Source organism: Hymenobacter latericoloratus, from assembly GCF_014199535.1.
Taxonomy (GTDB): Bacteria; Bacteroidota; Bacteroidia; order Cytophagales; family Hymenobacteraceae; genus Hymenobacter; species Hymenobacter latericoloratus.
Window position 1 is genome coordinate 489,934 of sequence record NZ_JACHNV010000002.1, and the last position, 12,215, is coordinate 502,148.

At 61.7% G+C, this 12,215-nt stretch carries 10 protein-coding genes; 9 read left to right on the forward strand and 1 reads right to left on the reverse strand.

The annotated features are described in order from the left end of the window. Positions 1-32: 32 nt before the first annotated feature. Entirely contained in the window at positions 33-485 is a 453-nt protein-coding gene (locus GGU46_RS07855; RefSeq protein WP_183402998.1) for an HYC_CC_PP family protein, read from the reverse strand. Positions 486-789: 304 nt separating this feature from the next. Here GGU46_RS07855 and mraZ point away from each other — a divergent pair, with 304 nt between their 5' ends. The 9 genes from mraZ to murG all read left to right on the forward strand — a co-directional run bounded on the left by mraZ (position 790) and on the right by murG (position 12,192). After that, positions 790-1,269: a division/cell wall cluster transcriptional repressor MraZ gene (mraZ, locus tag GGU46_RS07860; RefSeq protein WP_110979524.1), complete on the forward strand. Its 480-nt coding sequence runs from the start codon at positions 790-792 to the stop codon at positions 1,267-1,269. Further along, entirely contained in the window at positions 1,266-2,207 is a 942-nt protein-coding gene (gene rsmH / locus GGU46_RS07865; RefSeq protein WP_183402999.1) for a 16S rRNA (cytosine(1402)-N(4))-methyltransferase RsmH, read from the forward strand. Before mraZ ends, rsmH begins: the two co-directional genes overlap by 4 nt. A 151-nt stretch (positions 2,208-2,358) precedes the next feature. Next, the gene (locus tag GGU46_RS07870) at positions 2,359-3,084 is read left to right on the forward strand and encodes an FtsL-like putative cell division protein (RefSeq protein WP_183403000.1); all 726 of its coding nucleotides are present in this window, start codon (positions 2,359-2,361) and stop codon (positions 3,082-3,084) included. Continuing rightward, on the forward strand, positions 3,068-5,425 hold the full coding sequence (locus GGU46_RS07875; protein ID WP_246398852.1) for a penicillin-binding protein: 2,358 nt from the start codon (positions 3,068-3,070) through the stop codon (positions 5,423-5,425). The genes GGU46_RS07870 and GGU46_RS07875 overlap by 17 nt, the downstream gene beginning before the upstream one ends. Beyond that, positions 5,425-6,960, forward strand: a complete 1,536-nt coding sequence (locus GGU46_RS07880; RefSeq protein WP_183403001.1) for a UDP-N-acetylmuramoyl-L-alanyl-D-glutamate--2,6-diaminopimelate ligase — start codon at positions 5,425-5,427, stop codon at positions 6,958-6,960. Before GGU46_RS07875 ends, GGU46_RS07880 begins: the two co-directional genes overlap by 1 nt. A 109-nt stretch (positions 6,961-7,069) precedes the next feature. After that, the gene (gene mraY / locus GGU46_RS07885) at positions 7,070-8,290 is read left to right on the forward strand and encodes a phospho-N-acetylmuramoyl-pentapeptide-transferase (RefSeq protein WP_183403002.1); all 1,221 of its coding nucleotides are present in this window, start codon (positions 7,070-7,072) and stop codon (positions 8,288-8,290) included. Positions 8,291-8,405: 115 nt separating this feature from the next. After that, entirely contained in the window at positions 8,406-9,779 is a 1,374-nt protein-coding gene (gene murD / locus GGU46_RS07890; protein ID WP_183403003.1) for a UDP-N-acetylmuramoyl-L-alanine--D-glutamate ligase, read from the forward strand. A 54-nt stretch (positions 9,780-9,833) separates the two neighbouring features. Continuing rightward, positions 9,834-11,012 (forward strand): FtsW/RodA/SpoVE family cell cycle protein, encoded by a 1,179-nt coding sequence (locus GGU46_RS07895; RefSeq protein WP_183403004.1) that lies wholly within the window; start codon positions 9,834-9,836, stop codon positions 11,010-11,012. A gap of 79 nt (positions 11,013-11,091) precedes the next feature. Beyond that, positions 11,092-12,192, forward strand: a complete 1,101-nt coding sequence (gene murG, locus GGU46_RS07900; RefSeq protein ID WP_183403005.1) for an undecaprenyldiphospho-muramoylpentapeptide beta-N-acetylglucosaminyltransferase — start codon at positions 11,092-11,094, stop codon at positions 12,190-12,192. Positions 12,193-12,215 lie beyond the last annotated feature (23 nt).

A 12,215-nucleotide genomic window follows, 5' to 3' on the forward strand; every position in this document is an offset into this window, starting at 1 on the left:
CCCCGTGGAGAAACAGATGCAGAAGAGAAGCCCTAGACGATGAGGACGCCCACAAACGTGAGCAGCGCCCGCCCGGCTCGCAACGGCGGCGAGGAGTCGGCGGCGTGCCAGCGGGCTTCGGCGAGCCGCAGGGGGGTAGGGGGTACCGAGGGCCACACGGTAGCCGCGGGCCACGCGGGCATCAGGGCTGGTACGGGGGCTTTTACCCAGGCCAGCTCCGCCGAGGGCGCGTCCAGCTTATGAAAGTGGGCGCCAAACTCGCAGCACGCCTTGGTCAGCTGGGCTTTGTTGGTCTGGTGCGAGTTGTGGTGGGCGGCAGGCTTGGGAGCCGGGCAGCCATGCCGCTCCGGACTGAAAATAACGGACGCCGTGTGCTTGCCGCTTTCCCGGCAGGTATGCTGCTGCACCGCCAGGCCTACCGAGGTGGTAAGCACCAGCAGAGCCAGCCAGATGCTGAAGAGCCGATGACGAAGCGGACGTTTCATTACCCCGCAAATATACGACATAGCTGCCGCTTGCTCAGGTATAGAATCCGGAAACAAAAGGTGCGGAATCTTTCCCTACCCTTGCGCGCGGGCTCACTCCTTGGTCTGGCCATTAAGCTACTTGGTGGCGACTGACATTCTGGCAAGCCTGGTTTTTTCTACCCCCTCAGTTTTCCAAAAAGGCTTCTAATCGGCCCGAAAAGGCCTATTTGGGAAGTGGTAGAAAATGGTAAATCGTGGTGACCTTTTCCGGCGGGTTCCGTACTTTTGCTATACCCCGTTCCCATGCCCACGCCACTTCCACATGATAACCCAGCTGCTCTCCGGCGAATACGAGTGCAAGCTCGACCCCAAAGGTCGGCTGGTGCTGCCGGCGAAGGTGAAGGCCAATCTGCCCGAAGCCTCCGGCAATCAGCTGGTGCTGGTGCGCGGGTTTGAGCCCTGCCTGGTGCTCTACCCCCGGGCCGCGTGGCGCGTGATTCACGAGAAGGTGATGGCGCTGGACGAGTTTAATGAGGAGTACCGGCAGTTTCAGCGTAACTTCTTTCGGGGCATGACGGAGGTAGAGCTGGACACCATTGGGCGGTTTATGCTGCCTCGTACCATGCTGCGCTACGCCGGCATCGAGAAGGAAGCCATTATTGTGGGGCTGGGCAACCGCTGCGAAATTTGGGACCCGGAGCGCTACGACGACTTCCTCATCAAAGACCAGCAGAGCTTCTCGAAGCTGGCCCAGAAATTTTTGACCACCGAAACCGGCCCTGGCGGCCCCCTGGCCGCATGAGCAACGCCTTGAACGAGTACGACAACGATACCGCCTACCACCGCCCCGTGATGCTGCAGGAGTGCCTCGAAGGCCTCGACCTGCAGCCCGCCGGCCGCTACGTGGATGTTACCTTCGGGGGTGGCGGCCACTCGGCCCGCATACTGGAGCGGCTGGGCGAGGGGGGCCACCTCTACAGCTTCGACCAGGACGCCGACGCCGAGCGGGAGGCGGAAAAGCTGGTCCGGCCCCAGTTTACCTTTATTCGCAGCAACTTTCGCTACCTCCACCAGGAGCTCAAACGCCACGGCGCCCTGCCTGTGGATGGGCTGCTGGCCGACTTAGGTGTGTCGTCGCACCAGTTCGATACGCCGGAGCGCGGCTTCAGCACCCGCTTCGACGGGCCCCTGGACATGCGCATGAACCCCGACGGCGACGAGGCCTCGGCCGCCGATATTATCAATGAGTATTCGGAGGCCGAGCTGCACCGCATCTTTGGCATGTACGGGGAGGTGACCAACGCCCGCACCCTGGCCGCGACGGTAGTAGCCGCCCGCCGGGGGCAGAGCATTATCACCATTGCCGCCCTGAAAAAGGCTATTGCGCCCGTCACGCCCCGCGGCAAGGAAAACAAGTACCTGGCCCAGGTTTTCCAGGCCCTGCGCATTGAGGCCAATGATGAAATGGCCGCCTTGCAGCAGATGCTGGAACAAACGGCCCAAGTTTTGCGCCCCGGTGGCCGGCTGGTGGTCATGAGCTACCACTCGCTGGAAGACCGGCTGGTGAAGAACTTCATTGCCAAGGGCAAATTTTTCGGGGAGGTGGAAAAAGACCTGTTCGGCCGCAGCAGCGTGCCCTTCGAGGCCCTGACCCGCAAACCCGTGGAGGCCTCCGCTGAGGAAATAGCGCTGAACAGCCGCGCCCGTTCGGCCAAGCTGCGCATCGCCATCAAGAATTAGGAACTCAGCATGAAGAATGACGGCTTTCGTCCCGGACCCGGCTTTGCGCCGGTTGTGCCAAGAGCAAAGGGTAGTTGTCGGCAGGCTTGCGCGACATCAGAAAGCTACTCATTCTTACTTGCGGTTTCTTCTTAGGTACTAATTGAAAATAATGGCTACCAATACGCTCCGACCCGCAAACCAGCCCCGCGTGAATGCTCCGCGGCAGGTAGCGCCCATTGCGCCCGAGCCGGTGCGTCCGCCGGAACCGGAGCTTGCTCCGCCGCCTCGCCCCAAGGCTCCGCGGGAGGCCCGGCCGGCCGTGCAGAAGCGCAGCACTTGGAGTGTGTTCTCGCTGCTGGAGCGCGTAACCAAAGTTGATGGGCTGTTTCGGGAAGGGCTGCCGGTACGCTACCTGCCCCACCTGCTCTTTATCATGTTCCTGACGCTGGTGTACATCGGGAATACGCACTACGCCACCCGCATGAACCGCAGTATCCAGAAGCTCAAGCTGGAAACCGAAGACCTGCGCGCCGACTATACCACCCTGAAATCGGACTATATGGAGGCCAGCAAGCAAAGCGAGGTGGCCCGTAAAGTAGCCGCCTACGGGCTGGTAGAAAGCTCTTCGCCGCCCTTCCGCATTACCGTGCCCGCTGGCCGCCTCGATGAGGCCGAGCTGGACATGCTGCCCATTCTCACCGCCGACTCGGTGGCCGCCATGACGGCCCGCGCCAAGGCCGACTCCCTGCGCCGCGCCGGCGGCCCCGCCGTGGGCGACACCGTGGAAATTGGCGCCCCGCCCGCTCCTATCGGCACCGACCTCAACGGCGAACCAGCCGCTGCGGAATCTTCCAATCGTTCTGCCCCTACCCGCCGCAATGAAAGGAAACGTTAAAAAAAGCATCGTCACCCGCGTTCGGCTGGCCTTTCTGGGCGTGTGCCTGTTTTCCTGCGCCATTGTGTGGCGCATTACGCAGGTGCAGTTCAAGGAAGGCGCCAAGTGGAGCGCCCTGGAGCAGGAGCGCCGCATTGTGTACCAGCCCGTGTTTGCCACCCGCGGCAACATCTACTCCGACAACGAAAGCATTATGGCTACCTCGCTGCCCTTCTACCGGGTAGCCTGGGACCCGAGCGTGGTCAATCAGTCCTTGTTTGACGCCAAAGTCGATTCGCTGGCCGGAATGCTGGCCGGCTTCTTCGGTGACCGAACAAAATCGGAGTACAAGCGCCGCCTGAAAGACGCCAAAAATGCCAAGCCGTCGGTACGCTACCTGCGGCTGAACTCCCGGCAGATCAACTTCCAGGAGAAAAAGGAGCTGGCCAAGTGGCCTATCTTCCGGGAGGGTAAGAACAAGGGCGGGGCCATTTTCGAGAAGGTAGATAAACGCTTCCGGCCCTTTGGGGGGCTGGCCCAGCGGACTATTGGCTTCGTGAACGAGGACAAGAACGGTGCTGGCCTGGAATTTACCTTCAACCGCCACCTGGCGGGCAAAGATGGCGAAGCCCTGTTTGAGCGCCTGCCCGGCGGCAACAAACCTATCTACGACGGTACCGAGGTAAAGCCCCAACCTGGGTATGATGTGAAGACTACCCTGGACATTAACCTCCAGGACGTGGCCGAAAATGCCCTATACAAGTCGTTGGTGGAAAACAACGCCCAGTACGGTACCGTGATTCTGATGGAGGTGAAAACCGGCGAAATCAAGGCGGTGGCCAACCTAGGCAAGGTGGACGAAGGAGTGTACCGTGAGGACTACAACTACGCCATTGCCGACCAGGGCCGCACCGAGCCGGGCTCTACCTTCAAGCTGGCTTCCATGATGGCCGCCTTCGAGGAAAATCCCGACCTGCAGCTGACGGACACGATTAACACGGGCAACACCGGCTCCAAAAAGATAGGCGGAGCCGTGAAAACCGACTCCCACCCCTACGGCCGCATTACCCTGCAGCAGGTGTTCGAGAAGTCCTCCAACATTGGGGTAGCCATGCTGGCCGACCAGGTGTTTGGTAAAACCCCCGAGAAGTACACGACTTATCTGAAAAACTTCGGGCTGGACAAGCCGCTGGGCTTTCAGATGGCCGGCGAGGCCCGCCCCTACATCAAAGACCCGCGTGACCGGAGCTGGAGCCGTACCTCCCTCACTACCATGAGTATCGGCTACGAGCTGAAGCTGGCCCCGCTGCAAACGCTGGCCTTCTACAACGCCGTAGCCAACGGCGGGGTGAAGGTGCAGCCCATCATCGTCAAGGAAATTAAGCAGGCCGATAAGGTGCTGGAGCGGTTTGAAACCCAGGTGCTCATTCCCAAAATCTGCTCCGATGAAACCCTGCAGAAGGTTCGGGCCATGATGGAGGGGGTAGTGGAGCACGGCACGGCCCGCGGCATCCGCACCAACGACTACCTCATTGCGGGCAAGACGGGCACGGCCTGGAAGTTTAAGAACGGCGCCTACACCCGCACCTATTCTACCAGTTTCTGCGGCTATTTCCCCGCCGATAATCCCAAGTACAGCTGCATCGTCGTAGTCGATTCGCCCAAAAACGGGCGCATCTACGGCGCCGATGTAGCTGCGCCCGTCTTCCGCGAGGTTGCCGATAAGGCCATGGCCCGCGACGTGGCCTCGCAGCGGCCCCTGCTGGCCCGCGCGCCGGTGCGCAAGTCGCGGGTGCCGGCCGTGCCGGCCGGCATGCAGGAGGAGTTGTCGATGGTGTTCACCAAGCTGGGCGTAACCCACCAGGGCGCCACCGGCGCCGAAGACTGGGTGCGCACTATGCCCGCCGATTCGGAAGGCGAGAGTCTGCACCTGAAACCCTTGGCCGTGCGGCCCGGGCGGGTACCCAACGTGCAGGGCCTGACCCTGCGGGACGCCCTGTTCTTACTCGAAAACCGCGGCCTGCGCGTGCGGGCCCTGGGTACGGGCCGGGTAAAAACGCAGTCGGTGGCGGCGGGTGCGGCGGCGCGGCGCGGCACTACCGTGGTGCTACAGCTGGAGCCCATTGGCGGGCGCCAGCAGGCCCCGGTCCCGGCTGCGCCGCCTACCCCCGGCTTGGCTACCCTGGCGGATGGTCGCACCCCCAAAGCCACGGCCAGCGCCGAGAGCCACAACGGCGGCAAGCTGGCCGCGGCAACCAAGAAAACGGCGGCGGTAGCACCAGCCGCCCGCAAGCCTGCATCTGCTACCAAGAGCGCCGCTGCCAAAGCGGCTCCTACCCCCAAGTATAAGCTGAAAGCCTGATGGCGGAGGGCGCCCCCGCTACCCCCTCCAACCGGCTCCACGTACTACCCAACTCCACGTTGAATAACTCCGCTTCTCTTTCTGCGCTCCTCGCCGCCGTACCGGTCCGCTCCCAGCACGGCCCGGCGGATGCAGCCGTCACCAGCCTCACGCTCGACTCGCGGCTGGCTGGGCCCGGTGCCGTATTCTTCGCCCTGCGCGGCACGGCCACCGATGGGCACCAGTTCATTTCCAAAGCCCTGGAACAGGGCGTTGCGGTAGTAGTGGTAGAGGACCTGCCCGCCGAATTGCACCCAGGCACTACCTACGTGCAGGTGCCGGATAGCGCTGAAGCCATGGCCCGCATGGCGGCCGAGTTCTACGGGCACCCTTCGCGCCAGCTGCAGCTGGTGGGCGTAACGGGCACCAACGGCAAAACCACCTGCGCCACCATGCTGCACAAGCTGTTCCGGGAGTTGGGCTACCACTGCGGGCTGCTGAGCACGGTGCAGAATCAGATTGACGAGGAAGTAATTCCCAGCACCCACACAACACCGGATGCCATCCGGCTCAATGAGCTGCTGGCGCGCATGCTCCAGGCCGGCTGCACCCACGTGTTCATGGAGGTCAGCTCCCACGCCGTGGTGCAGCACCGCATTACCGGCCTGCACTTCGCCGGGGGCATCTTCACCAACCTTACCCACGACCACCTCGACTACCACGGCACCTTCGACGCCTACCTCAAGGCCAAGAAGGGCTTCTTCGACCAGCTGCCCAAGTCGGCCTTTGCCCTGACCAACCAGGACGACAAGCGCGGCCCGGTGATGCTGCAGAACGTGGCGGGCCGCCGCGAAACCTATTCGCTGCGTAATGCCGCCACCTTCCGCGGCCGCCTGATTGAAAACGCCGTGCACGGCCTTCACTTGGAAGTGGATGGTAGGGAAGTGCAGTTTCGTCTGATTGGCGTCTTCAACGCCTACAACCTGCTGGCCATCTACGGCGCCGCCGTGCTGCTAGGGGAGGAGCCCACCGAGGTGCTAACGGTACTGTCGGGGCTGACCTCGGCGCCGGGGCGGTTCGAGCCGGTGGTGTCGCCGAAAAACCGGATTACCGGCATCGTGGACTATGCCCACACCCCCGACGCCCTGGAAAACGTGCTGCAAACCATTGCCGACATCCGCCAGCCCAGCCAGCAGGTGATTGCGGTAGTGGGCTGCGGCGGCAACCGCGACGGGGCCAAGCGCCCCGTCATGGCCCGCCTGGCCGTTCAGCTCTCCGACCGCGCCGTGCTCACCTCCGACAACCCGCGCTTCGAGGACCCCAACGATATTCTGGCCCAGATGCAGGCCGGCGTGCCTACCGAGAACCAGGGCAAAGTCCTGACCATTGCCGACCGGCGCGAAGCCATCAAGACGGCCGTAGCCCTGGCCCAGCCCGGCGACATTGTGCTGGTAGCCGGCAAAGGCCACGAAACCTACCAGGAAATTAAAGGGGTGAAAACCGACTTCGACGACAAGCAGGTGCTTACCGAAATGTTCGGGTTATTAGGCAAATAGCGCTGAATAATCCAAAATACGCACAAACGCAACGTTTGACCAGCTTTAAAAAACCTGAACCTTTGCAGCTTGGCTACCCTCTGAACCCCAACTGCTGACCCTCGCGCCCATGCTCTATTACCTCTTTGACTACCTCTACAAAGTGCACCACCTGCCGGGCGCGGGTGTGTTTCAGTACATTTCCTTTCGGGCGGCGCTGGCGGTAGTTACCTCGCTTATCATCGCGCAGTTCTTTGGCGCGCCGCTTATCCGGGCGCTGCAGCGCAAGCAAATCGGCGAGACGGTGCGCGACCTGGGCCTGCAGGGCCAGATTGAAAAGAAAGGTACCCCCACCATGGGCGGGCTCATCATTCTGCTGGCCATTCTGGTGCCGGTGCTGCTCTTCGCCAAGCTCGACAATATCTATATCGTGCTGATGCTGCTGAGCACGGTGTGGCTGGGGCTGATTGGCTTCGTGGATGACTATATTAAGGTAGTGAAGAAGGACAAGGAGGGCCTGGCCGGACGGTTCAAGGTACTGGGGCAGGTAGGACTGGGCATCACGGTGGGCTGGGTGCTGTTCTTCTCCAACGACGTGACCGTGCGCCAGTACGCCCTGCCCAACGGCTCCTTCTCGGCTGTGGATGCCAGTACCGTGTACCAGGATGTGAAGCTGATGATTACCACGGTGCCCTTCCTAAAAAACAACGAGCTGAACTACGGCGACCTGTTTGCCACCGCCGGCGACTTCTTTAATGAGTACTACGCCTTCTTCTACATTCCCATCGTCATCCTGATTATCACGGCCGTGAGCAACGGGGCCAACATCACCGATGGCCTCGACGGGCTGGCGGCGGGCACCTCGGCCATCATCGGCATTACGCTGGCTATCTTCTGCTTTGTAAGCGGTAACGCTCTGCTGGCCGACTACCTCGACGTGATGTTCATTCCCAACTCGGGGGAGCTGGTAATCTTCTGCACCGCCTTTGTGGGGGCTTGCGTGGGCTTCCTGTGGTACAATTCCTACCCCGCCCAGGTGTTCATGGGCGACACCGGCTCCCTGGCTATTGGCGGCATTATTGCGGTGCTGGCCATCATCGTGCGCAAAGAGTTGCTGATTCCGGTGCTGTGCGGGGTGTTTCTCATTGAGAACCTTTCGGTTATGGTGCAGGTGAGCTACTTTAAGTACACCAAGCGCAAGTACGGCGAAGGTCGCCGCCTGCTGCGCATGTCGCCCTTGCACCACCACTACCAGAAGCTGGGCTACCACGAATCGAAAATCGTGTCCCGCTTCTGGATTGTCAGCATCATGCTGGCTGTCCTGACGCTGGTTACTCTCAAATTGCGCTAATGATGGTTCCCGCAGAGGAGCGCAGTGGTTTCGGGGAGGTTCGCAGAAGAACGTCCTCCGCGAGCCTCCCCGAAACCTCTGCGCTCCTCTGCGGGAAATCTATAAAGAACGAATCATGCACTACGTCATTTTAGGAGCCGCGGAAAGTGGGGTAGGAGCTGCGCTGCTGGCGCAGGCCAAAGGCCACACCGTATTCGTGTCGGATAAAAGCCCGATTCAGGAGCGTTACAAGCAGAAGCTGACGCAGGCTGGTATTCCCTTCGAGGAAAACCAGCACACGCTGGAGGAGATTCTGCGGGCCGATGAGGTAGTGAAAAGCCCCGGCATTCCGGAAAAAGCCCCGGTCATTCAGGCCCTGCGCGCCCAGAATACGCCCATTATTTCAGAAATCGAGCTGGCCGGGCGCTACACCAAGGCCCAGTGCATCTGCATTACCGGTACCAACGGCAAAACCACCACCACCCTGCTCACCTACCATCTGCTGAAGGAGGCGGGGCTGAGCGTGGGCCTGGCCGGCAACGTGGGCTACTCCCTGGCCGAGCAGGTAATGGAGGACCAGCACGAGTACTACGTGGTGGAGTTAAGCTCTTTTCAGCTCGATGACACCTACGAGTTTCAGCCCTGGGTGTCGGTGCTGCTCAACATCACCCCCGACCACCTTGACCGGTACGGCTACTCCCTGGAACAGTACGCCCAGGCCAAGCTGCGCATCACCCAGAGCCAGGACAGCGAGCAGTACTTCATCTACAACGCCGACGACGAGAATATTCAGCGCTACTTCCCGGCGGCGCTGCGGCCCGTAATTCAGCTGCCGTTCAGCCTGCATCGCCGCCCCGATTTTCAGCTGGCCGGCTACTACACCCGCGAGGACTGCCTGTGCACCAACTTGGTGCCCGGCCTGGGCCTCGACGGGGAGGAAGTCAGCGTGGCCGGCTCGCCCCTGATTGGGCAGCACAACCGCCAGAACATGCTGGCCGCTGTGCTCTGCGCCCGCATTGCGGGCCTCTCGGCCGAGCAGATTGAAGCCGGCCTGGCCTCTTTCCGCAACGCCGACCACCGCCTGCAGCCCGTGGGCGAGGTAGGCGGCGCTACCTTCATCAACGACAGCAAGGCCACCAACGTGGAGGCCGCCTGGTACGCCCTCGACGGCATTCGGGAGCCCATCATCTGGATTGCCGGCGGCACCGACAAAGGCAACGACTACACGACGCTGATTCCGCTGGCCAAGTCGCGGGTGAAGGCCCTGATTTGCCTGGGCGTGGACAACGAGAAGCTGAAAGCCAGCTTTGGCGGCGTAGTGCCTCACCTGGAGGAAACCCAGAGCGTAACCCAGGCCGTGCAGCGCGCCGCCGCGCTGGCCGCCCCCGGCGACGTAGTGCTGCTCTCGCCCGCCTGCGCTTCCTTCGACTTGTTCCGCAACTACGAGGACCGGGGCCGGCAGTTTACGGCGGCCGTAGCCGCGCTGCAGGAACAGCAAACCTCTAACTAAGCCGCCGGGGGTAGCCGGCCGGCAAGCTACCTCACCACCTCACCACTTCACCGTATGGAACCTGTTACCAATTGGCTGCGGCAGAATCTGAAGGGTGACCCCGTGCTGTGGGGCATCGTGCTGCTGTTCTCGTTTATTTCCATTGCCGTGGTGTACTCGGCCACGGGTACGCTGGCCTATAAGAAAATGGGCGGCAACACGGAGTACTTCCTCTTCAAGCACACCAGTCTGATTTTCGTGGGCCTGTTTTTTATGTGGCTGGCCCACCGCATCGACTACCGCTACTACTCCCGCCTCTCGCTCTACGCCCTGCTCATTTCGGTGCCCCTGCTCATCTTCACCTTCATCATGGGCGGTGAAGTAAATGGCGCTTCCCGCTGGCTGACTATTCCGGTTATCAACCAAACCTTCCAGCCCTCCGACTTAGCCAAGCTGGCCCTGATTTCGCACCTGGCTTCTATGCTTAGTCGTCGTCAGCAGCATGTTGAAGACTTCAAGAATACCCTGCTACCGGTTATAATATGGGTCGGCGTTATCTGCGGGCTGATTATTCTATCCAATGCCTCCACAGCAGTGCTGCTGTTTGCTACCTGCTTGCTGCTAATGTTTATTGGCCGGGTGCCGCTCAAGCATATGATGCTTACCGTGCTGATTGTAATGACCTTAGGCGGCGTGGCCCTGACGGTAGGGCAGCGGTGGGGTACGGTGAAATCCCGCATTGAAAGCTTCACCGATAAGAGCAAGCCGGTGCCCTTCCAGCTAGAGCACGCCTACATCGCCGAGGCCACGGGCGGGCTGTTCGGCAAGGGACCTGGCAAGAGCACGGAGCGCAACATCATGCCCCACCCGTACTCCGACTTTATCTACGCCATCATCATTGAGGAGTACGGCCTGTTCGGGGGGGTAGTCGTCTTGTTTCTCTACCTGGCGTTCCTGTATCGGGGGCTGAAAACGGTAATCAACAGTTACGGGGCCTTCGGGGGGTTGCTTTCGGCGGGGCTGAGTTTTAGCCTAGTCTTGCAGGCCATGGTGAACATGGGCGTGGCCGTGGGCCTGGGCCCGATTACCGGCCTGCCGCTACCCCTGCTGAGCATGGGTGGCACTTCCCTGATTTTCACCGGTATCAGCATCGGGATTATTCTGGCCGTGAGCCGAGGCGAGCGGGAAATCCGGCCTATGGTAGGCGAACCCGAAGACACGGCCCGCATTCCGCGGGTGTCGCAGTACGCGTAAATAGTGGCTGTTAGCTGATGGTTGTTGGCCATTGGCTTTTGCACCGAAAAGCTATCAGCCATCAGCTAACAGCTTAACAATGAAGCTAATCATATCCGGCGGGGGTACCGGCGGGCACATTTTTCCGGCCGTAGCCATTGCCAACGAGGTGCGTCGCCGTCATCCCGACGCGGAAATTTTGTTTGTGGGCGCCAACGGCCGCATGGAGATGACCCGCGTGCCAGAGGCCGGCTACGAGATTGTGGGCCTTGACATTACGGGGTTGCAGCGCAGCTTATCGCCCCAAAACCTGCTGTTCCCCATCCGGTTGATGCGCGCCGTGCGCAAGGCCGGCAAGCTCATTGACATGTTCAAGCCCGACGCTGTAGTAGGGGTAGGGGGCTACGCCTCAGCTCCCGTGCTGCTGGCCGCTACCTCCCGCGGCATCCCCGCCCTAATTCAGGAGCAGAATTCCTACGCCGGCTTGGTGAACAAGCTGCTGGCCCGGCGCGTGCAGCGCATCTGCGTGGCGTACGAGGGCATGGAGGAGTTCTTTCCCGCCGACCGGCTGGTGCTCACCGGCAACCCTGTGCGCACCGAAATTGCCGACGGGCAGCGGGCCGAGGCCCTACCATTTTTCGGTCTGGACCCTGCCCGCCCGGTGCTGCTGGTAATTGGCGGCAGCCTGGGGGCCCGCACCCTCAACCAGGCCACGGCCGCCGCGCTGCCGCGCCTGCAGGAAGCAGGGGTGCAGCTGCTCTGGCAGACGGGCAAAGCGTACTACCCCCAGGCCCAGGAGCAAGCCGCTCCCTTCGCGGCTCGTAACCTGCAGGCCCTGGAGTTTGTACGCCGCATGGATTTGGCCTACGCCGCCGCCGATGTGGTGGTTAGCCGGGCCGGGGCTTTGTCGGTGTCGGAGCTGTGCCTGACCGGCAAGCCTAGCATTCTGGTGCCCTCGCCCAATGTGGCCGAAGACCACCAAACCAAGAACGCCCTGGCCCTCACGCGCCAGGATGCCGCCCTGCTGGTCCGCGACGCCGACGCGGCTGCCACCCTCTACGACCAGGCCCTGGCCTTGCTCCAGGACCCCGCCCGGCAGCGGCAGCTGGCCGCCAACATCCGGGCGCTGGCCCGGCCCCGGGCCACGGCTACCATCGTGGATGAGCTGGAAAAGCTGCTGCCCGCCACCGTCCGTTCCTAAGTACTACCCCTTACCAACTCCTC

Coding starts and splice junctions, on each gene's coding strand:
- GGU46_RS07855 (WP_183402998.1), bottom strand. CDS start 485: ATGAAACGTCCGCTTCGTCATCGGCTCTTCAGCATCTGGCTGGCTCTG.
- mraZ (WP_110979524.1), top strand. CDS start 790: ATGATAACCCAGCTGCTCTCCGGCGAATACGAGTGCAAGCTCGACCCC.
- murG (WP_183403005.1), top strand. CDS start 11,092: ATGAAGCTAATCATATCCGGCGGGGGTACCGGCGGGCACATTTTTCCG.
- GGU46_RS07895 (WP_183403004.1), top strand. CDS start 9,834: ATGGAACCTGTTACCAATTGGCTGCGGCAGAATCTGAAGGGTGACCCC.
- GGU46_RS07870 (WP_183403000.1), top strand. CDS start 2,359: ATGGCTACCAATACGCTCCGACCCGCAAACCAGCCCCGCGTGAATGCT.
- rsmH (WP_183402999.1), top strand. CDS start 1,266: ATGAGCAACGCCTTGAACGAGTACGACAACGATACCGCCTACCACCGC.
- GGU46_RS07875 (WP_246398852.1), top strand. CDS start 3,068: ATGAAAGGAAACGTTAAAAAAAGCATCGTCACCCGCGTTCGGCTGGCC.
- mraY (WP_183403002.1), top strand. CDS start 7,070: ATGCTCTATTACCTCTTTGACTACCTCTACAAAGTGCACCACCTGCCG.
- GGU46_RS07880 (WP_183403001.1), top strand. CDS start 5,425: ATGGCGGAGGGCGCCCCCGCTACCCCCTCCAACCGGCTCCACGTACTA.
- murD (WP_183403003.1), top strand. CDS start 8,406: ATGCACTACGTCATTTTAGGAGCCGCGGAAAGTGGGGTAGGAGCTGCG.